Here is a 24,387-nt window from a genome sequence, read left to right as displayed (position 1 = left end):
GTGCCGCGCCTCGGTTCGCGCGGCGAGCATAGGCCACAGGTGCGGGCGCTGCTGCAATGGCCGGGTTCGCGCACCATCCACGCCAGCCGAAACGCGGCGAGTTGATTCGAATCAAGCACTGGCGTGGATACCGGGCGACACTGGCTCATCCAGCCCCTCCAGGCGCTCGTCATGTCGCAGACCTTGTTGGTGCCACTCGATCTCAATCAGGAAGCGGTGTTCGAAAGCATTTTCAGCGCAGTCGATCGCATCGCTGATGCCGAAGCCACCCATGTCCTGCTGCTGACCGTCATTCCCGAAATCGCCGTCGGCGTACTGCCGTTTGTCGGCGTCGACGAATTGAACAATATCGGCGGCGTGGCCCGTGAGCAGCTCGAATGCATCGCCGAACAATGGCTCGGCGAGCCCATCAGCTGGGATATCGAGGTCCGCATCGGCCCGGTCGCACGCACGATCGTGGCCCGCGCCGAGCATTTCAACGTCGACATGATCATCATGGCCTCACACAACCCAGTGTACTGGGACGTGCTACTCGGCAGCACCGCCGCCCAAGTGGTTCGACACAGCCGCCGCTCGGTTTGGGTCGTCCGGCAACAGCCGCCGCAGGATCCGGCCGGCCCGATCGACGACGTCAGCCGCGACGCGCTGACTCTCTAGCTGTCGAGATCGCCGCTGCGACAAGCCACCGCGATCGGGCGTTGTTGCTGATATCCCTGCCGGTGCCCCCATTTCGACAGCGCTGGCTGCGCCTACGATTGACACCGGTAGCCCGTCGCTAGGCCAGTCCTCGGCTTCGTCGAAGCAACGCACCGCCCAGCAGGGCCTTTGGGTTCGCCTTTCGTGCCGGGTTTTGACGAACACCGGGGGCGGCCAGGCGAGGCGTCACGAACGCAGCGGCGCACGCCCCGCAGAACACAGTGGACGCACGGCCACGCCGAAACCGCGGGCCGAATCGGGCGCCCAATCGATGCGCGATTCGGCGGGTGGATGCCGTGCTTTAAAACTATCCCAGCTCGGCAGAATCCCCGATGTTCAGCGCTCATGGCTACGACTAAAGTCGCAGACCGCATCCGACTAAAAAGGAAAGGACATCGGCATGTCCTCGCAAGACTCAGGGCGTTCCGCCCTTGGCTATATTCTCACGATCTGTCTGGTGGCCTCGCTGGGCGGGATCCTGTTCGGCTACGACACGGCCGTGATCTCGGGCGCGATCGACTCGATCGCCCAGCACTTCGATTTATCGTCGACCCTCAAGGGCTGGGCGGTATCGAGCGTCGTCGTCGGCAGTATCTTTGGCGCCGCCATGGCCGGCTGGCTGGCCAATGTTCTCGGCCGGCGTCAGGCGATGATGACCGCCGCCGTGTTGTTTCTAATTTCTGCCATCGGCTCGGCGCTGGCCCCCAACTTCGTTTTTTACATCATTCTGCGCGTGGTCGGCGGCCTGGCGGTGGGTATCGCCAGTCTGGTATCGCCGATGTATATGGGCGAACTCACCCCCGAACGCTGGCGCGGCCGCACGCTGAGCATGTTCCAGCAGTCGATCGTGGTCGGCCAGACCGTGGTGTTTTTTACCAACTATTTCATTGCCCGCGGCATGACCGACGCCTGGCTGGCCGACGTCGGCTGGCGCTGGATGCTGGGCTCGGAGGCGATCCCGGCCGTGTTGTTCGGTGTGCTGCTGTTTCTGGTGCCTGAGTCGCCGCGCTGGTGCGTGATGAACAACCAGCTGGATCGCGCCCGGCGGATCCTGGCGCGCTTCACCAGCCGCGATGAAATCGAACAGACCATCGACAATGTCCGGCAATCGTTGCACGGGGGCGAGGAAAGCGGTCGCCGGGCAATGAATCGCCAGCGTCGCGACGAACGCCGCACGTCGCGGCGCAATCTACGCGAGCCGATCATGATGGGCATTACCGCAGTGGGTGTGTTCATCGCCGCAGCCAACCAGTTTTCCGGCATCAACGTCGTGATGTACTACGCGCCTACGGTATTGTCCAAGGTCACCGATTCGACCGGCAGCGCCCTGTTGCAGACCGGCTATATCGGGCTCGTATTCATCGTCGGCAACCTGCTGGGCATGCTGGCTATCGATCGTTACGGCCGTCGGGCCTTACTGTCGGTCGGCGGTATCGCCTGCGTAGCGAGCATGACCCTGCTGGGTACGGTGTTCTGGCTCGGCATTCAGGGCTATACCGCCATGATCGCGATCATGGTGTTCGTGGTCGGCTTTGCTATCTCCTGGGGCTGCTGCACCTGGACGCTATTATCCGAGATCTTTCCGAACGCAATTCGCGGCGCAGCGATGTCCTGGGCGATGGGCGCCAACTGGACCGCCGGCTTCATCGTGGCCCAGACGTTCCCGATGATGCGTGGCAGCGAATGGCTGCAGTCGCATTTCAACGGCGGTTTCGCGTTCTGGCTGTTCGGTGCGATGGGCGTGATCAGCCTGCTGCTGGTCTGGCGTTTCGTGCCGGAGACCCGCAACGTACCGCTGGAGCAAATGGAATCGCTGATGGCCGACAAATTCCGCCGCGGCCGCACGCACGGCGAACCGGCGACGGCGAACTAAACAGCGCGCCAGCGTAAAAGAGCCGGCCCGTCGGCGCCCGATGCCCCATCGCATTCGGCGCCGGCGGAGCCGCTCGATAATCAACGGCATACGATATGCGCCCGACCCGGCCACTAAACGCTAACCAAGCGCCTACCGCGTCGCTGCAATAGCGAATCGAAGATATCGTTTGAGATGCGCCCGCCGTTTGGGCTGTTGACAGGTTCGGTCGACCAGACAGCCGGCCCCGGGAGCCAGCAGGCCCCATCGTTTTCGGGCCAGCGTCATAGCCGCTTTCTTAGCCCTGCCCCGCCCCCAAGGCGCATCGAACGAGCGGCCCATACCGGTATTGTTGTAATCTTCGAACCCGCACTGCTTAGGCCCCGGAGAAACATATGCCGTCGCTATCGATGCGTACTGCCTACACAGCAATAGCGATCAGCCTGGCCGGTCTAGCCGGCTGTAGCCAGCCGAGTGCCACCGCGGTTCTCGACTTTGGCGAACACGATCCTTTGAGCCACGGCATGCGGGATTTTCCTCAAAGCCTGCGCGACTCCATCCACGAACGGTTGCATGAATTCGGCAAGGTGCGCATCGAATCGATGGCGCCCAAGAAGATCCGGCATCCCAAGGGCGATGTGACCGTCATCACGCATCGCTACCGGGCCCGCGTGGTTTTTCTGGACGAACTGGATGCCTCCCAGCGCCAGCGCATCCGCGAGACGTTCGACGCCCTACAGGCTGCCCGCCAGAACTGGCCGGATGGGTTCGTGGCCCATGGTGATGCCACCCATCTCCGGGCCAGCGACCAGGCCAGTCTGGTGTATCGCAAGCACTATCGCTACGGCATCGAATCCAATCCCGGCGATTATCCGACCCACTGCACGGTCCGTCTGAATTTCGAGCCGCCGTTAACGGGCGATAGCGCCGCATTCGCCGCGGCCGTTCAACACGATCAGATCCGTTTCGAATACGAGCCTTTGCAACAGGCATATGAGGCCGGCCGATTCGAGTTCTTCGGCCAGCCGAAAAGCAACCTATTCTCTTCGAGCGAACTGCATTATGTGCGGCTGGATTTCGGGGTCATCGGCCAGGCGATCGATCTCGGCAGCCACGGCGGCATGGCCGAACGGGGTAGCACAGAGAAGTGCAACAACCGCATAGCCAAGCTCGGCCGACCGTTTACTTTCAATATCGGCTGGACGATCGACCGCGTACGCGACGTTGCGCTCGACTTTGCTGCAGCCGGCTAGCCCCTCTCTAGGGCGTGCTGAGCGGGCGTGCGAGCCCGTGCCAAGCGCTGTTGGGCTGCAAACCGAGGCGCCGCAAGTGCGGCGTCGTTATGTGACGTCCGTAAACAGCAACGCGGGCTTGCGGCCCAACAGCCGTTGTTTCGAAGGGTTGTGCTTTTAATCTTGTTGGGCCGTGCTATCCGGCTTGACCAGGGCACGCCATGGCGGCTCGCGCCTCAGCTGCCACGATTTAGGGCGGCGCCGCGGCGCTCGAATGACACTCCAACATGCCCTAGCGCCAACCCGAATGGTCGATACGCCGGGCCCCGGTCGCCCGACGGGCCGCGGCTGCCCCAATGGTTTTCGAGGCCGCTGGTCCCGGCCGGGCCCGTCGATCGATAGATATGAAAAGCCCCGACCGTAGGGCCGGGGCAGGTTCTGACATCAAGGCCGTAGGCTGTGAATCAGATATCGAGACAGATCTTGCCGAAGTGCTGGTTGGTTTCCTGATAGCGAAACGCTTCGGCGAGTTCACTCAGCGGAAAATGCTGGTCGATGATCGGGTGGATATCGTTGGCCTCGATGGCCCGGACCATATCCTGCTGCTGGCGGCGATTGCCGACCAGAACACCTTCCAGACGAATCTGTTTCGCCAGCATCGGCATCAGCGAGACTTCGCCCGCTACGCCGGTCAATACCCCGATCACAGCGATATGGCCACCTACGCGGACGGCCGTCATGGATTGCTCGAGGGTATCCGGGCCGCCGACTTCGACCACGTGATCGACCCCGCGGCCGCCGGTGAGATCGCGCGCGGTCTGGCCCCAGTTCTCATCTTCTTTGTAGTTGATCAGATGATCGGCGCCGAGCGCGCCCAGGCGTTCCAGCTTGTCAGCCCTCGAGGAGGTGGCGATCACGGTCGCGCCACAGCTTTTCGCGAACTGCAGGGCGAAGATCGAGACCCCGCCAGTGCCTTGGATCAGCACCGTTTCACCGGGCTGCAGGGCGCCGTCTTCCATCAGCGCTCGCCAGGCGGTCAGGCCAGCCGTGGTCAGGGTCGAGGCTTCAGCGGCGGTATAGTTTTTCGGGGCGTGGGTGAACGCCTGGGCCGACCGGGTCACCCGCTCGCGGGCATAGCCGTCGATGCCGTCGCCGGGCACGGTATCGAAGCCTTCGACCTCGGCTTCGCCGTCGTGCCAAGTCGGAAAGAACGTGCTGACCACATGATCACCGACCGCGAACTCGCTCACGCCCTCGCCGATGGCTTCGACCTCGCCCGCGCCGTCGGCCATCGGGATACGGTCTTCGGCAAAACCGCCCCAGAGACCAGTGACTACGGCGTAGTCGTGGAAATTCAGGGAATTCGCCCTGAGCCGAACGGTGATTTCACCCGGGCCCGGCGCCGGGGCTTCGCGCTGTTCGCTGCGGACCTGGTCGTAGCCGCTACCGGCGCCGACGACAATCGCTTGATTGGACATCTTGATACTCCTTTTATGATTCGTCATTTCGCAAACTGACGAAATGTTAAGTCTAATGTATCAGACCGCATCCCGCATGTCGTCTAGCAAAGCCGCGATCGCCGATTCGTTCCGGCGATAATACGTCCACTTACCGATACGGGTGGCGCATACCAAGTCGGCGCGCTGCAGGATCGCCAGATGGGTCGAGGCCGTGGAAGGCGACAGCCCAGCCTTGTGCTGAATATGGCTGACGCACACGCCGATACCGACCGGATCCCCATGATCCTGGGCCGGAAACTGTGTCGCCGGCTCACGCAGCCAAGCCATGATCTGCAGCCGGGTGTCGTTGGCCAATGCCTTGAGTTGATCCACCATCATCACGCCTACGATAACGGCTTCCCGATAGCCTGTCTCCGGTCTGGGAAAGGCGGGCACAGATACGGTTTGGGTTTTAGCCACGACCCAGAGCGCACCCCCGGACAACCACCTGCGCCGTCTATGTGGTCGCCGCCCCCGAATGCCCCCGACAACCCAAACAGCCTGTGTCCGGCCGCAAACCAGGCTCAGTTTGGCCCTAGTGCGAGCGCCGCGTTGCCGCCCCAAATCGTGGCAGACAAGGCGCATAGCACGGCTCGGCGCTTTAGGACGCCCCCTTCGAAACAACGGTTATTGGGCCGCAATCCCGCGTTGCCGCTCACGGAGGTCACACTCGCGGTGCCCCGGCTGGCAGCCCGGGCGCGGCTCGCATGCCCCTCAGCACGCCTTGGGCTCGGAAGCGTCCCAGACGCCGCCGATACCGGCACGCGTTGTGCGCACTCAGCGATAACTCGGTGTTGGCCAGGCCTCGATGCGCTCGTCTGAGGGGCTCACGAGACGGCTTATCCGGCCCGTGGTCCCGGTACCGCGGCCTTCAGCGGCGCCAATTCGAGGTGACCTCGTCCATCCCGGCCTGCTCGCATCGCCGGTTGCCTATCGGCGCGGACCACCCGGCCAGGTCAACACCGTGCGATCATGTCGCATGAACGACTTCACTACCCTCGCGCTGCGTCGCGAATTGATCGATAGCGTGTCTGCCCGGGGTTTCGAGCGCATGACACCAGTGCAAGCACAGACCCTGCCGGCGATTCTCGCCGGCGATGACGTGCTGGCCCAGGCCGAAACCGGCAGTGGCAAGACCGCCGCCTTTGGTTTGGGCCTGCTCAATACGCTGGCTGTCGAACGCGCCGAAACCCAGGCCTTGATCCTCTGCCCCACCCGCGAACTGGCCGACCAGGTCGGCCAGGCGCTGCGTCAGTTCGCTGCGACCATCGCGAACGTCAAGCTGGTGATGCTCTGTGGCGGCGCGCCCATGCGGGCCCAGATCAATGCGCTGGAGCAGCCGCCACAGATCGTCGTCGGCACGCCCGGTCGGGTGCTGGCCCATCTACGGCGTGCCAGCCTCGACACTCGCGCACTGCAGACACTGGTACTCGACGAAGCCGATCGCATGCTCGATATGGGCTTTATCGCCGATATCCGCACGATCACGAACAGCCTGCCTGCCGAGCGCCAGACCCTGTTGTTCTCGGCGACCTGGCCCGACGCCATACGCGAGGTCTCTACCGAGCTGCAACGCGATCCCAAGCGCATTACGGCCACCGCCGGCGACGGCCCGCCCCAGCGCATCGCCCAGGTCTTCTATCAAGTCGAGGACAACGACAAACTCACCCTGCTCGAGCGCGTTCTGGCCGATACCCAACGCCGCCAGCCGGGGTTTTCCCAAGCACTCGTATTCTGTAATCGACGCGATGACGTCGATCGCACGAGCCACTACCTGAATCAACGCGGCGTGACCGCACTGGCCCTGCACGGCGATCGCGAGCAACGCGAACGCGACGAAGTGCTGCTACGCTTTGCCAACCAGAGTTGTACCGTTTTGGTGGCCACCGATGTGGCCGCCCGCGGGTTGGATATCGCCTCTTTGGCCTTGGTGGTCAGTGTCGACCTGGCGCGCGATGTGGATACCCACACCCATCGCATCGGTCGCACCGGGCGAGCCGGTGAAGCCGGCCGGGCCGTGTCATTCTGTACCCCCCGCGAACGCGACCGTGCCGAGCGCATCGCCGCGGCCGGCGGCTTTCGGCTGACCTGGTCGCGGTGGCCGGATAGCGCCGACTCCGCCCGCAGCCAACCGCCGATGGCGACCCTGGTGATCCAGGGCGGACGGCGCGACAAACTGCGGCCCGGCGATATCCTCGGCGCGTTGACCGGCGATGGCGGCCTCGGCAGTCAAGAGGTCGGTAAGATCGATATCACCACCGTTCGTACCTATGTCGCCGTGGCTCGTGCCCAGGCCCGGGCCACCCGCGATCGCCTCCGTCAGACCGGCATCAAAAAACGTCGGTTTCGCGTCGGTTTGTTGAGCGACCAGTAGTCTTCGCCGCCCCAGGGCTAGAACGGTCGGAGTCGGTTGCGTTTTTATGCCAAGCCGGGCCATGAGTCGTGTGCCGATCGCATCGGCCGGTATGGCTCATCTCGATCGGCGCCACGGCGCCAGTCGGCGGCTCGCGACTCGCCGGATATGGGTCGGGCCTGCATACAGCCCTTGGGCGAAACCTCGGTCCGCTCGTCGTTGGGGCTGCCGTCGCGGCCCCGGGCCTCATCGCGCCGCTAAGCGCCAGCCGCGCTGCCCGCTCGGGGGATCGAGCCCGGGCCGGCCTCTGTGATCCTGGGTTATAAAACCACATGGCCGGCGCCAGCCATGATTGAGCAGGCCACGCCGCCCAGGCTCGCCAGAGCCGGCGCACCGATCAGCCATCGGCCGCCGATGGGACCAGCACGGCCCGCCCGACGATATCACCGGCCCGCAGTTTGTCGTAGACCGCTACGGCGTCGTCGAGCGCGAACTCGCTGATTTGCACGTGAATGAGGCCATCGCGGGCCATCTCGATCACTTCCATCAGTTCGCTGCGCGTGCCCCAGTACGGAATCGACAGTTCGCAGCCAAACGGCAGGCTGCCGAAGCGAAACTCATGCATGCCGCCACCGAGCCCAACCACGGTCCAAACGCTGTTCACACCCAGAATCCGCGGCGCCAGATCGAAAGTCGCCTGCAGGCCGACACAGTCGAGCACCATGGCCGCACCGCGGCCTTCGGTAAAGGCATGAATCTCCTCGGCCGCAGCCGAGGCATTGCCGGTATTCACGGTATGGTCGGCGCCCAGTTCTTGGGCCTGGGCAAGCTTGTCCGAATTTACATCGCCCGCGATGATGCGCACCGGCGCCAGTGCCTGCAGTAGCTGGACCGCCATATGGCCGAGCCCACCAATGCCGAGCACGACCACCGTATCGCCGCCCTTGAGTTTAGGCAGGGCGCGTTTGATCGCGTGATAAGGCGTGAGGGCTGCATCGCTGAGCGAGGCCGCGAGTTTCGGATCCAGACCGCCGAGCGGCACCAGCAGCCGGGCATCCGGCACCCGCATATAAGGTGCCATACCGCCATCGAAGCCCAGGCCGCCGCCGGCCTCGCCCCGGGTACTGTTTTCGCAATAGTTTTCCATCGACAGCTGGCAGGCGTGGCAGCGGCCACAGCCCCAGGGCCCATAGATCGCCACGCCCTCGCCGACCGATAAACCGCTCACCCCGTCGCCCAGGGCTTCGACCCAGCCAGCGTTTTCATGTCCGAGCGTGAAGCCAGCGGGAAAGCCCTGATCCTCGTCGATCAGATGCAAATCCGAGTGACAGACCCCGGCCCCGCCGATACGCACGATCACTTCGCCCGGGCCCGGGCTCGGCCGTGCAACGTCTTCCAGGGAGGGCGCCTGCCCAGCGCCGTTATACCGAACTGCCTTCATGACAATATGCTCGCCAATAGCTATTTATATGCATTGCACAGCAATATCAACAGGCACGCCATGCGACTTTTCGAGCAGTACGGCCGCTGGGCTGTACGTTCGTCCGCAGCCCACGAGGTCGCGATCGATGCCGATTCATCCTGCCTCCGGGCATTAAGTCGCCTATGCCCGGCGCTATTTCGATCCGGGCTATCGAAGTGCCCATCCGGGGCCCGATTCGAACCCACCGCCAACACCGATCACTGGGTGGCCGAACCACCGGACGACCAGCGACGGATAGATTGCGGCACCGAGCGAAGCGCGTCAGCGACTGTTTTGCGGCCAGCCGCTGGGCATGCCGACCTGTCGTCCCTGTTCGCGACCGGCAGCACTGGATTGTCGCCGAATAGCCGCGGCGCCCAAAACGCTCCGGATGCGCCGTACGACGCGGCATTGCCGCCGTGATCCGACCACCACGATCGGCAATTCGCATCTCGCCGAACGTGTTTAGCACCGACCTACCCGGCACACGCACTCTCCACAGCCGCACAAGGGCTCGGTTGTCTAGACTATCGGTCGATCGTAATATTCGCCGTGCGCGATAGGCGGATACCCGGTCGGTGATTGACAGCGAGACCGGGTATCGAGGCTTGGCCTGAATGCCGACAGCGCCAGGGGGTCTGCGCTTTCCAAGCGCAATACGGAGGGCAGTACAATCGACAACACGATCCTATGACGCCGCCGGGGCAGTTGCGCTATCACCACGATCGCGCCGATTTACGCGGTATCGCGGTGTTGGTGTGGGTCTGCGGTTTGATCCTGCTCGCGATCAGCCTGCCGATCGTCTACAACCAGGCGTCGCCGTCGAGCGCGCTGATCAGCACCGGCGTTGCGATCGCCATCTGGCTGCTCGCCGCGGCGGTCTATACCTACCGCGCCGGCGCCGCCCGAGGCCAAGAAGAAGTCGTGCGCTTTGACGACTCCGGCTTCGACTCCCGCCTGTTCGGCCGTGTGGCTTTTACCGATATACAAGACTATAAAACCGGGCGCGATACGCGCCTGTGGCGCTGGGAATGCAACGCGCCTTCCCTGCAGCTCGCGCTCGCCGATCGCCGACGGCTGCGCTTTCATCTCGATGCGCGCCATTACCGACAAGATCTGCTGGACTTTGTCGCGTTCATCGAGGCCGCGCTCGCCGGCGCGAACAACGAAAGTCCCGCGCGGCAGGCCCTGCCGGGGCAGGACGGGCTGTTCGGTGAAGCACCTGTTGCCCCGGCACGGAATCACCCGGCCACCGCGCCACGCCACACAGATACGGCCGATTCCCCGGCCCGGTCGCGTCCGGCCTCGGCTTCACAGGACGCCGGAAGTCGCCGCAGGCCAAATGGTGCGGCTGCCGCTGACGCTCGGCCGGAGCATGATCGCGATACGGCAGCCGCCGGGCGCATGAGTCGGGCCAATCGCGATGCCGATCGCCGTTTCCGTCAACAGATGGTCAAGCATCGTAAATGGATCGCGCTGGCTGCGGTGCTGTTGCCCTTAAGCTATGCCATCCGGGCCTGCGACCCCGGCACGATCCAATCGATGATTGCCCCGGGCCCGCTCGACGACATACAACAGCACGCGCCCGAGGCGCTCGACCGCACCACCGGCCGCCTACAGCGGGCGATCGCCGAGAAAGGCCCGGTCTATCGCTGGGGCAATGTCGACAGCGAACCACTCAAGCCCGTGCTCGCGCCCAATATCAACGCCCGCAATATCGGCATCGACATGCTAGATATGATCAACACCGCCGGCGATATCCAGCGTTTTCTGACCCATGGCGAAGCCGAAGGCTATCGGATGGGTCTACAACACGATGGCACCGTCACCCTGGCTTCGTATTCCAAGATCTCCCAGCGCCCGTTGCCCGGCGAACACACCCTGTATTTTTTCCTGCTGCCGCCGCAATCGGCTCCCGGCCAGAAGCCGGCACAGGACCAGGATCGATCCGGGCAGGGGCGCCCGAGTGCTGCCCCTGAAATAAGCTGGCGAATCCGCTACCAAGACACCGACGATATCGCCGCCAAACTCGACCAGTTCAACGGCCGGCTGCCCATGCCGATCATCGCGCGTTGGCTGCAGATGACCCCACAGCCGCGCCTGGTGGTGACGAGCTCGCGTTATCACGGCATGACGTCGCAGAACTTCACGGCCGCAGTCGAAGCCATCAAAGCCGACTTCGAAGACCGAGGCATCGATACCACCGGCTTCGAAAGCCAGCGCTTCGACGATGGCACGGTCGAGCTGTCCCACGGCGCGACAGCCACCGGAACCGACAGCAGTCGAGGTCGAGATGGCCATCACTGAATCCGTCGCGGCGATGCCGCAGCGCACCGGCGCCGTGTTTTGCGTACGCGTAGCCTGTCGCGATCTCACACAGTTGTCGATGGGCAACGCGACGACCGTCTGTCGGCTGACCACCGACGGCGGTGTGTTTTTCTTCGATCGCAGCCAGTTCGATGCGCAGACCATGCGCCACGGCCTGCGCCGCGGCGAGCAAGTCGTCATCGGTGCCCATCGCCTGCGCGATGGCAGCGCTTGGCTACACTGGCTAGGGCGTGCCAACGGCAAGCTCTGGGCCATGCCAGACGATCGTCGTCGCTGGCTGCCGCCGTTGGCGCTGGTGCTATCGGTACTGCCTTTTCTATTGACGCTCACATTTGCCGCGGGCGCCAATATCGCTCTGCTGCTATTGAAGATCGGACTGTTCGCAACCGCTGGTTTCACCCTTGCCTGGGCAGTCTATCGGCTGGTCCTGGACTGGCATCCGGGCCGACGCCGGCTGCGCGCCGCCATGACAGCCTTCCAGGCCGGCGAAGACATTACGCTTTGCGAACCGCCAACCGTTTCGCCGCCGGACCAACTGCAGCTGGCCAACGGCCTGCATAACGGTTTCGCCCTGCTCGAAGGCCCGATCAGCAACGTGCAGGTCTCGCTACAAACCTATGGCAGCGGACGCTATCGCTACAGTCTGTATCACTATCACCTCCAGTGTGCAGGCGAATCGTTCGCAATCCGTGCCAGCGCCTCGGAATGGCGACAATTCATCGACCCGGTGCTGATTCGAAAAGCGCCCCTGTTCGTCGCCGGCGGCGACCGGGTGACCCTACTCACGCTACTGGCCGATGGCGAAGTACGCGGCCTGCTCAACGAAAGCGACGGCATCGCCCATGTGTCCTACAAAGGCACGCCGTACACCCCGACCATCCGGCGCGCCGTGCTGACGTTCGGCGTCTTGTTCCTGATGCTGATAGTCGGCACCTGGTTCGGCACGGAACTTTACGGCTGGTACGCCCGCGGCGTGGGCCCCGATTACTGGGACTGGATCGGGCTTTTGCATATGGGGGGCGCCGTGTTGCTCATGATCACGCTGCTGTTCAGCGGTCTCGGGCTGATCGCCGACCGAATCCATGGTGTTTATTATCGGAGTCGGGAAAAACGCCCGATCGAAAAGATCCTGGCGCTGGCCTTCCAATGGCGACTGCGCCAGGGCCGTAGCGCCTCGATCAACGAGTTCTCCTGAGCATGGTACCGGTCTGGATTCGCCCCTGGCTGCTTGCGGCACTGCTGTGCTACAGCGTTTTTGGTTTCTACTGGTATCTCATGGCCGGCTATGCCCATAGCTGGCAACGCGGGCCGTCCCAGACCCTGGAGATGAAACTGGCCGAGCCCCTGGACTGGCATTCCCTGGAAGCTGCCGCGGCCGGCCCCGACACCTTGCTCACCCTCAACTCCAACGGCCGCGACGCCGAGGCCGAATCCTGTGCCAGCAAGGGCGAATGCCGGCGCCAGTGCCGTGCGGCCGGCCAAGTCACGGCGGGCACCGCCCAGCCGGTACTCAACTGTCTGGTCACCCCACCGAAGCCCGACGACAACAATCGGCAGCGCCAGATCGCGCGTCTAATGCGACGAAGCCACCCGCTAGGGTTAACCTATCTGCTCCGCAGCAACGGCCAGCAGATCGCGGTGATTGCCCGCCTACAAGGCAAGATCGAGGCGATGCGCTGCGACAGCGCCGGGCACTGTTATCTGGTCACCGAACTGCCCGACGTGTCCGACAAAACCGTTTTCGTATCCAGTGATTTCGGTCACCACTGGCGGGTCGCTGCCCAGCAGGTTCTGGCCAAGGCCCATGTACCGAAGATCGTCGCCGTCGACGGCGACCGGATCTGGGTCGACGGCTACAAACGCCTGTATGTCTCGGAAGATGGCGGCCACAGCTGGCGGGTATTGATCGATGCCAAGCGTTTGATGCACTACGCTCCGGAACTGCTCAGCGGCTCGCTCTACACCGATACGATGACCGACTTTTTCGACTGGTACAGCGACGATAGCGGCCGGTTTTATGCCGTGACCGGCGGCCGCTACCAACGCGCCCCGGATATGGTGATCTACCAGGTCGATGCTCATCGCGGCGAGATCCTTACCGCTACGAAATACGACGGCGCGTTTTCCGATCTGGAAAACGGCCCCGACGGTCAGCTATTCGGCATTTTCGCCGCCAAGCAGCCCGAGCGTTATACCCTGTATCGTCTGCGTCGCGGCGACTGGCAACCGCTCAGGGCTAGCGGCGACGATCCAATGCAATCGCTGCGCGGCAGCAGCCGGCTATTGATGCTTAGCCGCAGCCGCGGTGATGGCCGCCATCTGGCCGTCAGCCACGACGGCGGTCAGCACTGGCGGGCGATGGACGATATCCGCTTTAGTAAACGCATGCTGTTCGATCCATCCGGGGCCGGCATCCTGCGTTTTGGTTATCGCAATCGTCAGGGCTATTACAGCTATCGCTGGCTGCGGCCCGAATAACGCATAACAATAGCGATCGGGCGCCTGCTGGCACGGCCACGGCGGTTTCGATACATCGAGACGCCGCAGCGAAAACCGGCTCAATCCACGGATAAAGCCGGTTGAAAATGAATATTATTGCCCGTGATGGGCCGGCTTGTCTTCATAGGCCTCGACGCTCTTGGCCGCCAACGACTTGAAGTTCTCGGCCGACCACCGGTGTTCTTCGATGCCATCGCCCGAGGGCAGGCCGACGGTGACAGTCTCGCCATGCCACAACGCCTGGGTGATCGCATGCGCTGCGGCCTCGCCGTGGAATACATAGGCGCTAAAACCGTCGTCGCAATCGACGGTCGCTGAATACTGCTGGCCATTGATCGTCATCGCCTCGGTCTTCGCGGATGCTTTCGACATGGGCTCGCCGTCGTCTTTCGCGTCGCCGCAGGATTGAGCCGGTACATCGAACAGCTTGAGAAAAAGCTGGGGGCTGCCGATCAACTGCTCGAACGCGATCTGCATCTCCATTGATTGATCCCGGGATAGCGCACCCACGACTGTCTTATGGCGATGATCGTGTTCGGCCAGCGTCGCCCAGCTCGTTTCATGAGCTTGCCCCGGTACGAACAGCGCATCAGCAGCCAGAACCTGGCCGATCCACAGCGCCGTGATCGCGGCTATCGCCAACTTGGCTCGGTTCACGAGATGTCCTTTTCTAGTCGATTTGGCTCAGCGCCGGCCCGATCGGCCTGTGCCCAAGCTCGGACTGGGTTGCGGCCGATCTCCATACTCCGATCGACGCCCATAGCCCGAGTGTAACCAGAGCCGAGATACTGTGGGGCCATAGGCATAAGTCGGCCCAGCGCTTATGAAACGTTTTTACCCTAGATCTTGCACCGGCTCGGGTGCTGGTAACGCTATAAGCCATTGTCTTGTATCGATCGACTGGTGGGGCGTTACCGGCACCCAGAGTGCCAATCGCCCCTTTCGGCTCGTAGACGCCGCCTGACGCGACGCCGATGACGCATCATGTTCGGCAAACGGGTATCAACCGCCACGGCCGAGCAACGCACCGTGGTCGGCTACGGGCGTCCAACGAAGGCCACCGGGTTAGTGGCCGCAGCCCACGATGAAATATGTGGTACTAACAACAAACGGGCTGTTTTGTTTTAGTATGGCCCCGGATAAAACCTAAAAGGAAGAGCACAGATCATGCTGTTACAAGAGACCTATACCCTCGCCAATGGCGTCGAAATTCCCAAGCTTGGGCTAGGCACCTGGCTCGTCGAGGGCGCGGATACCGAACAGGCAGTCAAGGACGCCGCCGAAATGGGCTATCGGCATATCGATACGGCCCAGGATTACGGCAACGAAGCCGAAGTGGCCGCGGGCATCAAGTCCTGTGGTGTCAGCCGCGACGAGATGTTCGTGACCACCAAGCTGGCTGCCCAGTACAAGGACTACCAAGGCGCGGTCGATGCCATCAATGGCTCGCTCGAGCGCATGGGTCTGGATTACATCGACATGATGATCATCCATAGCCCGCAGCCCTGGGACAGCTTCGGCAGCTCGGATCGCTTTTTCGAAGGCAACCAGCAGGCCTGGCGCGCGCTCGAAGAAGCCCAGCAGGCCGGCAAGCTACGCGCGATCGGCCTGTCCAACTTCAATGAGCAGGATATCGATAACATTCTCGAGTCCTGCACGATCAAGCCCGTGGTCAACCAGATCTTGGCGCATGTGAGCAATACGCCCTGGGATCTGGTCGAGTATTCGCAGAACAAGGGCCTGCTGGTCGAGGCCTACTCGCCGGTCGGGCACGGCGAACTGTTCAAGAACGAACAGATCGCCGAGATGGCCAAGCAGTACGGCGTGTCCGTGCCGCAGCTGTGCATTCGCTACGATCTGCAGCTGGGCCTGCTGCCGCTGCCCAAGACGGCGAATCCAGACCACATGAAAAACAATGCTGATGTGGACTTCGTGATCGCCGACCAGGACATGGATACATTGAAGAATATGGCGCCGATCAAGGATTACGGCGAGGCCAGCGCCTTCCCGGTTTTCCAGTAACGCAGGGCGCATAAGCCAGCATGGTGTCGAGCCCGGTTCTTTCGCAAACCCGAGAGAACCGGGCCTTGCTTTGCCGGGTTTACGGCGCTACCGGCAGGCCGCGCTCAGCGGCTCTTCACGCCCCAACCTGCTATCCACGACCGGACTGTCTTCGGCCCACTCTCAGCCATAGTCGCCGAGCCCCAGCCATTCATCCGACTACCTCGCTTCCTGGGTCTTGATGATCCGGCTTACCGTCGAATAATGCAGCCCGAAATGGGCACCGATTTCGCTCATGCTATAGCCGTTCGAGGCATAGGCCGCTGCAATGGCCTCGTTTCGGCTCCCGGCAGCGCGGGCGTAATCGGCCAACGGCCGCGCGCGGCCGGGACGCTGGCGTCGCGGCACCTCGGCGAAGTCCTGGTTCTGCTGTTGCAAGCGGTTTTGCATGTCGTCAACGAAATGCGCATCGCCCAGCAGCACCTGATTGGCCAGCGATTGCCATGGCGCCGACTGGCCCCGCCCTGCACTTACAAAACGGCGATACTTCATCACTGCATCGGAACGCTGTTCGGCGAACGCCGAGAGAATCGAGTCGGTCCTCAGCCAGACCGGCATATCGCAGCGCCCGGCTGTGGCCCGATAACTGCTCCACCGCCAGTCGCCTGCGCTGCGAACCCTCTCAGCGCGTACCGGATTGAGCACCACATGCCGCGCCACTTCCAGAAGATACGCGTCTTTCTGAACCAGAATCGCCTTGTATCGCCCCTGAAATAGATGCCCGTTAAGGTCGTGTCGGCGATTGCTGTACTGCGTATAGACCCCGTTGAGCTGGCGCATGCCCTGGGACAGATTGCCATTCGGCGTCTCGACGAGCAGATGGTAGTGATTGTCCATCAGGCAATAGGCATGCACGAGCCAATTGAAGCGCTCGGCCACCCCCGCCAATACGCTCAAAAAGGCGTGACGATCTTCATCGTCTTCATAGATGTCTTGCTTGCGATCGCCACGCGCGGTCACGTGATAGAGCGCACCGGCGAATTCCAGGCGAAGCGGACGAGCCATAGCAGCATACGGCTTGGGTTTGCGATTATTTTAGCACCGAAACGCACAAAGCAAGACCTGACCCTTTTTGATTTTCCTGACCACTCCAGACTCGATCGGACCAGCATGACCACACCGGCTGCCGAGCGCTAGAGATCGGCAGCCGGTGTGGTCCAACACACTGCTCGCTCAGTCGAACAGATCCGGAATCCCGGTGGTTTCGCCACCGTCGGCGACAAACTCCGAACCGGTCGAGAACGAGCTGTCGTCGCTGGCTAGAAATACCACCAGATTCGATATCTCCTCAGCCGCTGCAGCCCGTTTCATGGGCACATGATCGAAGGAGGCATACAGCCCTTCGATCATCGAAGTCATCACGTTGCCCGGATGAACAGAATTGACACGGACGCCCTTGTCGGCAAGTTCGACCGCTACCGCTTTGGTCAGACCGCGGATGCCGAACTTGGTCGCGTTATAGCCCGCGGCGTCGGCAAAACCCTTCAAACCGGCGGTCGAGGATATATTGACGATCGAGCTGGGGGCTGCTTCCTTGAGCGCTGGAATCGCGGCACGAATCCCCTTGAAGGTCCCGGTGAGGTTGATCCCTACGATCCGGTCCCAGTCGGCATCCGAGACCCGCTCGGTCGGCCCGCCGCTATGAATGCCCGCGTTATTGACCAATACATTGAGCTGGCCGAAGTGGGCCTGTGCCGTTGCGACAGCCTGTTCCCACTGCTCGGTATCGGTGACGTCCAGAGGTGTGAACACGGCGGCCTCACCCAGTTCCTGGGCCAGAGCCTCTCCTGCTTCTTGCGCGAGATCGCCGATAACAACCCGGCCGCCTTCGGCCACGATCGCGCGTGCATGGGAGGCCCCCATACCGCCGGCGCCGCCGCTGATCAGCGCGACTTTATCGGCCAGACGATTGCTGCTCATAATGTGCTCCTTTGCATTACTGCGCTTGCGATTTCAAAGATCCAAAGTGGGCCAAGCATCGCATGCGCGCTTTGCCGACGCACAGGCCCAGCGCGCTTGCTCAGCCGAAACCACCGCTGTCACGGCTGGCCTGTATGAGCGCATCGATAACCGCCCGGACTTTTGGCGTCAGATAGCGGCTGGCCGGCCAGAGGGCATGAATCGGCATTTCGGCGCCGGCATAATCGTCGAGCACGGTCTCTAGCCGCCCGTCGGCCAGCTCGTCGGCAACCAACCAAGTAGGCAGCTGACACAGGCCATTGCCGGCCAGCGTGGTCGACACCAGGGCTTCGCCATCGCTGAATTCGTGGCGTACGTGCACGGGCTGGGTCATGACCCGGCCGCTGGCATCGCACAGTAACCAGCGCGCCTCGCTGCGCCGGCTCCAGCCAACGATGCAATCGCGGGAAAGCAGCTCGCTCGGGTTCGCCGGCCGCCCGTTTACGGCCAGATAGGCCGGCGATGCACAAATTACGAGGCGTTGTGCCCCCAGCCGGCGCGCCACCAGGTTGCCTTCATCGTCGAGCCGGCCGATACGTACCGCCAGATCCACGCCCTCGGCAACGATATCGGCGGTTCGTTCGCTAAACATCACCGAGAAATCGAGTTGTTCGTAACGGGCCGACAAGGCATTCAGCACCGGCAGCACATGACGACGGCCGAACACCCCCGGCACTTCCAGACGCACTAGCCCAGCCGGGGTATCGCGTCGGCTCGCCAAGGTCTGCTCGATATCGTTCAGATCGCCGAGCACCCGGGCAGCAGTCTCGAAATACTCACTGCCATCGTTGGTTAGCGTCAGCCGACGGGTCGTGCGATGAAACAGCTTCGTACGCAGCCGCGCCTCCAGTCGAGACACGCTCTTGCCGACCGCCGAACCGGTCATCCCGAGCTTTTGGCCGGCCGCGGTGAAGCTTCCGGCCTGCACGGTGGTCGCGAATTCGATCAGGCCATCGAGATCGGTAGGCGTTGACATTATGGAATATGAGGACGAAATGAAATTCCTATAACCCCGATTATAGCCGCTGGCAACGGATATAAAGTACGCATCTGAACCTCGTCGGAAACCGCGAACCAGGCTATGAACATGCATCGCTCACAAGCAACGGCGCATCCGGGCTTTGCCCGACTGTTCGCGCCGGGCCGAATCACGCTCGGCCTGATCATGCCGCTCGAGACCTACCCCAACCGTCCGATCCCGACCATGGACGATCATTTCGCCCGGGCCCGGGCGGCCGATGAGGCTGGCCTGAGCGCGCTCTGGATGCGCGATGTGCCGTTTTTCGATCCTCGCTACGGTGATGCTGGCCAGGTCTTCGAGCCGCTGACCTATATCGCGGCCCTGGCCCGCGAAACCCGCGATATCGCACTTGGCACGGCCGGCACGGTGCTGCCGCTACGCGAGCCGAAGATGCTGGCCAAACAGGTCGCCTCGATCGATCATTTTGCCTCGGGCCGCTTCATACACGGGCTGTCCTCGGGCGACCGCCCGCCGGAATACCCGCTGTTCGATATCGACTTCGATAGCCGCGGCGAGCGTTTTCGCGATGCCTATGCCGTCTATCGCAGCGTGCTCGAAGACAGCTTTCCCCGCTTCCATTCGCCGCGTTTCGGCCATGCCGAGGGCGATCTCGACCTGCTCCCGAAACCGCCTTACGGGCGCACGCCGGCGATCGCGATCGGCCGTTCGCAGCAATCCATGGCCTGGATCGCAAAACATCTGGACGGCCATTTCGCGCCGTCGCCGGCGGCCTCACAGCTGCCGAGCTTTGCCTGGGAGTGGCATCAGCAGGCCATGCCGGCCGCCAACAGCCCGTTGAAACCGCTAGGCATTGCCGGGTTTCTCGATCTGGTGGCCGACCGCGACCATCCGATGCAGCAGCTGCGCGCCGGCTTTCGCACCGGCAGCAAGGCGCTGGCCGAGTTCATGGCCACCGCGTGCGAGGCCGGTATCCACCATATCGCGCTCAACCCGCGCATTACACGCCGCCCGCATCCCGAGCTGCTCGAGGATCTCGTACGCGATGTGCTGCCGCATTTCCCAACGCTGACCGGCCCCGCCACCGCCTCAGCCTGATTTTCATCCCTATATCGATTTGGAGACACTACATGACCGGACAACTTTTCCAGCCCTACGACCTCGGCACCCTGCGCCTGCCCAACCGCGTGGTGATGGCGCCCATGACCCGGGCCCGCGCTGAAAACGAGATTCCCGATGCCCTTACAGCCGAGTATTACAGCCAGCGCGCTGGCGCCGGCCTGATCATCAGCGAAGGCATACCGATTTCGCGCGCCGGCCGCGGCTTTCTCTATACGCCTGGGCTGTTCACCGCCGAACAGGCCGAAGGCTGGTCGCAGGTCACCGATGCAGTCCATGCAGCCGGCGGCCGTATCTTCGCTCAGCTTTGGCATGTCGGGCGCGTTTCGCACCACTCGCTCCAGCCCGAGGCAGGTATGCCGGTCGGCCCGACCGCAGACCGCGCCGTCAATGCCGGCTCCTTCGCCCGCGACGACAACGGCGAGCCCGGCATGGTCGCACCGGATACCCCGCGGGCGCTGACCACCGACGAGATCACCGACCTGGTCGTGGATTTCGCCACTGCGGCCCGTACCGCGATTGATGCCGGGTTCGATGGGGTCGAAATTCATGCGGCCAACGGCTATCTGTTCGACCAGTTCATCAACGGTGCGCTCAACGACCGCAGCGACCGCTACGGCGGCTCGATCGCCAATCGGCTGCGTTTCGTTCTGGAAACCCTGGATGCTGTGATCGCCGAAGTCGGTGCCGACAAAACCGGCATCCGAATCTCGCCCTTCGGTCGGTTCAACGATCTGGCCGCCTTCGATGACGAAGCCGAAACCTGGGTCACCATGGCCACCGAACTGGAGGCCCGCCACCCGGCCTATGTACATCTCAGCGACCAGCTCACCCTCGGCGCCGAAAAAATGCCGGACGGCTTCGCGGCCGACTTCTGCCAACGCTATAGCGGCACGCTGATCGCAGCCGGCGGTTTCGATCGAGACACCGGCGAGCAGGCCCTGGTCGACGGCGACCTGGATCTGATCGCGATGGGCCGACCGTTCATCGCCAACCCGGATCTCGTTGAGCGTATGCGCCGCGACCAACCCTTGGCCGAACCCAATCGCGATACGTTCTATGGCCCGATCGGCGAACTCGGCTACACCGACTATCCGACCTACGCCGAGGCGATCGCCAACGCCCATTCAGAAACACGAACAGGCTGATCAACATGTCGACAGAACCACAATACATCGCCGAATTGCGGGACCGGGAAGCCATCCGCGAGCTCCGCATGGCGTATTCACAGCATCTCGATAGCGGCAACATCGCGGCTCTGGACCAGGTATTCACCCCCGATGCCGAACTCCAGCTCACGATCGGCACGATGCAGGGCCTGGCCCATATTCAAGCCGGGCTACGCGACGCCTTTCAAAGCTTCGACCGGGACCACCGCGGTCGGTATCCCTTTTTGCATGTCGTCGCCAACCACCAAGTTCAGATGACCAGTCCCGATACCGCCGAAGGCCAGTGCTATCTGATCGATTTCGAGACCGCCTCGAAGCCAGATCCGAACCCGCTGCTGCTGCTCGGGCTGTATCGTGATCGGTACCGGAAAACTGCCGACGGCTGGCGAATCGAGCATTCTCAGCTCGCAGTCGTCTGGCCACCCGAGGCATCGACGGCGTAATACCCGGGCTATCGCACGATCGACGCCCACTAGAACGGCTCGGCCAGGCAGCGCTGGCCCCTGTGCGATCCCGCCTGAACCGCTGTATGCGCAACCGTCTGCATCGTTAACCATCGGCCTGCCCCTATCGCTCATCGGCTTGATGAGCGATAGGGGCAACTGGCCCGATTAAAAAACTCTCGCTTTCGCGCCCCCGTCAGCCACACCTTGAACAAGCCGACCACCGAAACGCGCGCCGCCACAGCAACGAACAGCTCAAACATTTCGGCGCCCCGGCGCCCCGGCGCTCGTGGGGCTGTTCCATATCGGTCGGGATAAGGACGGCTAGTTGGTCGTTATTTTATGGATCGAACGAAGGTTACGTCGTAACGGCCAGAAGCGAGGCTCACAACGTATGACGTGATGCTCGAATAGATCGCGCGGCCTCTGCTCTGAATATGGGTTAAGTGCCGACTATGGCGGAAACCTGGTCATTACGGGCGCGGGCGACGCGCGCCGGCCCAGGCGCGCAATACCCCTTTAGTGGGCTGCGGCGCGATTTCGCAATAGCGCTGGCGCCATGTCACAAGACCGGGCTTGGCCACCGGATCAGCTGGCGGCAGTCGATGTACGCTCATTCTCTGTCCAAAAATTGGATCAATCATTGCGCATCAAGCTAATCGATCACAGGTCCGCGCGATATGCACGAAATCCATTACGTAGAGTTACTCAGGCTGCATAGAATAGCCTGAAAGACTCGCAGGCAATGTGGCTATCGATGCCGGCAACGCGCCATACGTTGTCACGCCCCATCGATACCGCGCCGGGCGGCATAAAAAGCCTATTACCTTGACGCGCTCATCGCTTCGTTCGAGCAGAAGCGTACTTAACCGAACCACTGCAGACCCATTTTTATAAAATCCGCATACGCCGTTTTTTCTTACTGCCTGGCCGTTACAACTTACCCTCCCTTCTCAGCCTGCCCCATAATCACGAACGGCCTAGCCGAGCGCCAAAATTGGCGACACCCGCGGATGAATATGGCTATAGTCGTCGCTTGGCCGACAATTACGTCTTTTTTCGTCAAATATAGATCCCTAAAAATCAAATAAACGACGTAGCGCTTTGTCAGGATGGCTTCCAGTCCTAAGCGATTCGCCCCGAATACGATTCTTATCGAGATACAAACCATTGCGATGCGCGAGTCATTCGACACCACGCTCGAGCCCGATAGCCCACGTTTGGCGCACCAATTTAAAGACTATCGGCAGCTATTGACTGCGCCACAGCTGCGGGAACAAGCGCTCGATGAACCACGTCGCGCCGCTCGCACGGGTCAGCCACGGATCCACGCCTTACGGCCTCGCCTGCTGTCCCCGCGTTGCCTATCGTGATTATCCAGCCTACGAGAATGCCGCGTATTGCGGTGATCCATGGCGCGCCCCTCGATCCCGATTACGGCCCAGTACCGTTCGAGCATTTCAGCCCGAGGGTCGAGCAGGTTCTATAAAAGACCGGCTCAGCAAGACCTCGAACGCGAGCGGGTCAACCGCACCCGCCTTCGATTGCGCACGCGCTGGTCTGGGATCGCCCAACGCCAGCGCGACTCAGGCCCGGTCATTAGCAGTTTTATTTGCATCTTTGGAGATTTGAAATAAATGAAAGCCATTTTCCGTATATCTCGTTTTTCCAAACTTCTCAGCCTGCTGACATTATGGTTCCTGATGGCAGGCACGACCCAGGCCGCATCGCCAACCATTCATTTCGGCACTCCCCCTTGGCCTGGTTTGAAAGTAAAAACGCAAGTTGCGGAAACGCTTTTGCAGGCATTGGGGTATCAGACCCAAGCCAAAAAACTGGGTGTACCGTTTATCTACCGGGATCTAGCGAGCGGCAATCTGGATGCCTATCTCGGTGGCTGGATGCCGACCGAGAAAAAAATGGTCGACCCGCTGCTGGCCGATCACAAGGTCACAAATCTCGGTTCGAATTTGAGCGGCGGAGTAATCGGACTGGCCGTGCCCGACTATGTCTGGGACGACGGTATTCATTCGGTCCAGGATCTGACCGACCACGCCGAGCGCTTTCAAAGCAAGATCTACGGCATCGAGTCGGGCAGCGAGATCAACAACGCCGTGTCCACCGCCATCAAAGAAGATGACGAAGGCATGGGCCAATTCAACCTCGTGGGCAGCAGTACCGCGGTGATGCTCACCCAGGTCAAACGGGCCGTCTCACGCCACGAGCCGGTGGTATTCATAGGGTGGCGCCCGCATTGGATGAATATCGATATCAAGATGCGATATCTCAAAGGCCGTAAGGACAGCGCAGTCGCGGGAGTCAAAAGCCATATATTGACGATCGTAAGCAACGATCTGGCTGAAAACCAACCCAACGTCGCGCGTTTTCTGAGCCAGGTCCGTATCAAGACTCGAACGCAAAGTCGCTGGATCTACAATTACAGCTATAAAAAAGGCGACCTGGAAACCGTCGCCAAGAACTGGCTCAAAACCCATCCGAAGACAGTCAAGACTTGGCTTGAAGGCGTGAACACCGTAGACGGATCCTCGGGTTATCAGGCCTATCGTAAGGCTTTGAATATTTCCGGTTAATGCCGATCGAAGGCTGGCGCGCAGGCGGACCGTATATTCAGGCCATAAGCGGTTTAAGGGTTCGCCGCCAGCCGCATCGATCCAGGCCGTATTTCGAATCTATTGCATGGTTTTTATTGTCGGCGCTACCCAGCGTCGCTGGATT

19 protein-coding genes are annotated in these 24,387 nt (G+C 62.0%); 12 read left to right on the top strand and 7 right to left on the bottom strand.

The annotated features are described in order from the left end of the window. Window positions 1-171: 171 nt before the first annotated feature. The 3 genes from V5738_RS03030 (at window position 172) to V5738_RS03020 (ending at window position 3,801) form a co-directional block, all read left to right on the top strand. The gene (locus tag V5738_RS03030) at window positions 172-657 is read left to right on the top strand and encodes a universal stress protein (RefSeq protein WP_423822930.1); all 486 of its coding nucleotides are present in this window, start codon (window positions 172-174) and stop codon (window positions 655-657) included. 439 nt (window positions 658-1,096) lie between these two features. Further along, window positions 1,097-2,569 carry a sugar porter family MFS transporter gene (locus tag V5738_RS03025; protein ID WP_423822929.1) on the top strand — a complete coding sequence of 491 codons (1,473 nt, stop codon included), beginning with the start codon at window positions 1,097-1,099 and terminating at the stop codon, window positions 2,567-2,569. Window positions 2,570-2,943: 374 nt separating this feature from the next. Continuing rightward, window positions 2,944-3,801 carry a hypothetical protein gene (locus tag V5738_RS03020; RefSeq protein ID WP_423822928.1) on the top strand — a complete coding sequence of 286 codons (858 nt, stop codon included), beginning with the start codon at window positions 2,944-2,946 and terminating at the stop codon, window positions 3,799-3,801. A 443-nt stretch (window positions 3,802-4,244) separates the two neighbouring features. Here the strand turns inward: V5738_RS03020 and V5738_RS03015 are convergent, their stop codons facing one another. Both V5738_RS03015 and V5738_RS03010 read right to left on the bottom strand, forming a co-directional pair. Then, window positions 4,245-5,258, bottom strand: a complete 1,014-nt coding sequence (locus tag V5738_RS03015; protein WP_423822927.1) for a zinc-dependent alcohol dehydrogenase family protein — start codon at window positions 5,256-5,258, stop codon at window positions 4,245-4,247. Between the two features lie 60 nt (window positions 5,259-5,318). Further along, window positions 5,319-5,618, bottom strand: coding sequence for an ArsR/SmtB family transcription factor (locus tag V5738_RS03010; protein ID WP_423822926.1), 300 nt, complete (start codon window positions 5,616-5,618; stop codon window positions 5,319-5,321). 640 nt (window positions 5,619-6,258) lie between these two features. On the opposite strand from V5738_RS03010, the gene dbpA reads away from it, so the two are divergent. After that, window positions 6,259-7,653, top strand: coding sequence for an ATP-dependent RNA helicase DbpA (gene dbpA, locus V5738_RS03005; RefSeq protein ID WP_423822925.1), 1,395 nt, complete (start codon window positions 6,259-6,261; stop codon window positions 7,651-7,653). 376 nt (window positions 7,654-8,029) lie between these two features. Here dbpA and V5738_RS03000 read toward each other — a convergent pair whose 3' ends face one another. After that, window positions 8,030-9,073 (bottom strand): NAD(P)-dependent alcohol dehydrogenase, encoded by a 1,044-nt coding sequence (locus V5738_RS03000; protein WP_423822924.1) that lies wholly within the window; start codon window positions 9,071-9,073, stop codon window positions 8,030-8,032. Between the two features lie 711 nt (window positions 9,074-9,784). Here V5738_RS03000 and V5738_RS02995 point away from each other — a divergent pair. From V5738_RS02995 to V5738_RS02985, 3 genes are read left to right on the top strand one after another with little or no spacing between them, the layout of a single operon-like run. Continuing rightward, window positions 9,785-11,401 (top strand): hypothetical protein, encoded by a 1,617-nt coding sequence (locus tag V5738_RS02995; RefSeq protein ID WP_423822923.1) that lies wholly within the window; start codon window positions 9,785-9,787, stop codon window positions 11,399-11,401. Beyond that, a complete protein-coding gene (locus tag V5738_RS02990; RefSeq protein WP_423822922.1) occupies window positions 11,388-12,617 on the top strand; it encodes a hypothetical protein in 1,230 nt (409 codons plus the stop codon). Before V5738_RS02995 ends, V5738_RS02990 begins: the two co-directional genes overlap by 14 nt. A gap of 2 nt (window positions 12,618-12,619) precedes the next feature. Next, window positions 12,620-13,900 (top strand): WD40/YVTN/BNR-like repeat-containing protein, encoded by a 1,281-nt coding sequence (locus V5738_RS02985; RefSeq protein WP_423822921.1) that lies wholly within the window; start codon window positions 12,620-12,622, stop codon window positions 13,898-13,900. 114 nt (window positions 13,901-14,014) lie between these two features. Here the strand turns inward: V5738_RS02985 and V5738_RS02980 are convergent, their stop codons facing one another. Further along, entirely contained in the window at window positions 14,015-14,578 is a 564-nt protein-coding gene (locus V5738_RS02980) for a hypothetical protein (protein ID WP_423822920.1), read from the bottom strand. A gap of 510 nt (window positions 14,579-15,088) precedes the next feature. Between V5738_RS02980 and V5738_RS02975 the strand changes: the two genes are divergently transcribed. Continuing rightward, the gene (locus V5738_RS02975) at window positions 15,089-15,943 is read left to right on the top strand and encodes an aldo/keto reductase (protein ID WP_423822919.1); all 855 of its coding nucleotides are present in this window, start codon (window positions 15,089-15,091) and stop codon (window positions 15,941-15,943) included. A 198-nt stretch (window positions 15,944-16,141) separates the two neighbouring features. Here the strand turns inward: V5738_RS02975 and V5738_RS02970 are convergent, their stop codons facing one another. From V5738_RS02970 to V5738_RS02960, 3 genes are all read right to left on the bottom strand, one after another. Continuing rightward, entirely contained in the window at window positions 16,142-16,987 is an 846-nt protein-coding gene (locus V5738_RS02970) for a transposase (protein WP_423822918.1), read from the bottom strand. Window positions 16,988-17,155: 168 nt separating this feature from the next. Beyond that, on the bottom strand, window positions 17,156-17,902 hold the full coding sequence (locus tag V5738_RS02965; RefSeq protein ID WP_423822917.1) for an SDR family oxidoreductase: 747 nt from the start codon (window positions 17,900-17,902) through the stop codon (window positions 17,156-17,158). Between the two features lie 100 nt (window positions 17,903-18,002). Then, window positions 18,003-18,917, bottom strand: coding sequence for a LysR family transcriptional regulator (locus V5738_RS02960; protein WP_423822916.1), 915 nt, complete (start codon window positions 18,915-18,917; stop codon window positions 18,003-18,005). 111 nt (window positions 18,918-19,028) lie between these two features. On the opposite strand from V5738_RS02960, the gene V5738_RS02955 reads away from it, so the two are divergent. The 4 genes from V5738_RS02955 to V5738_RS02940 all read left to right on the top strand — a co-directional run bounded on the left by V5738_RS02955 (window position 19,029) and on the right by V5738_RS02940 (window position 24,242). Then, window positions 19,029-20,018 (top strand): TIGR03571 family LLM class oxidoreductase, encoded by a 990-nt coding sequence (locus tag V5738_RS02955; RefSeq protein WP_423822915.1) that lies wholly within the window; start codon window positions 19,029-19,031, stop codon window positions 20,016-20,018. Between the two features lie 32 nt (window positions 20,019-20,050). Next, on the top strand, window positions 20,051-21,187 hold the full coding sequence (locus tag V5738_RS02950; protein ID WP_423822914.1) for an alkene reductase: 1,137 nt from the start codon (window positions 20,051-20,053) through the stop codon (window positions 21,185-21,187). A 5-nt stretch (window positions 21,188-21,192) separates the two neighbouring features. After that, window positions 21,193-21,651 carry a nuclear transport factor 2 family protein gene (locus V5738_RS02945; RefSeq protein WP_423822913.1) on the top strand — a complete coding sequence of 153 codons (459 nt, stop codon included), beginning with the start codon at window positions 21,193-21,195 and terminating at the stop codon, window positions 21,649-21,651. A gap of 1,637 nt (window positions 21,652-23,288) precedes the next feature. Next, the gene (locus V5738_RS02940; RefSeq protein WP_423822912.1) at window positions 23,289-24,242 is read left to right on the top strand and encodes an ABC transporter substrate-binding protein; all 954 of its coding nucleotides are present in this window, start codon (window positions 23,289-23,291) and stop codon (window positions 24,240-24,242) included. The last annotated feature ends 145 nt before the right edge of the window (window positions 24,243-24,387 follow it).

The organism is Salinisphaera sp. SPP-AMP-43 (assembly GCF_049568105.1).
Classification (GTDB): domain Bacteria; phylum Pseudomonadota; class Gammaproteobacteria; order Nevskiales; family Salinisphaeraceae; genus Salinisphaera.
This window is presented reverse-complemented; position numbering and strand designations above follow the sequence as displayed.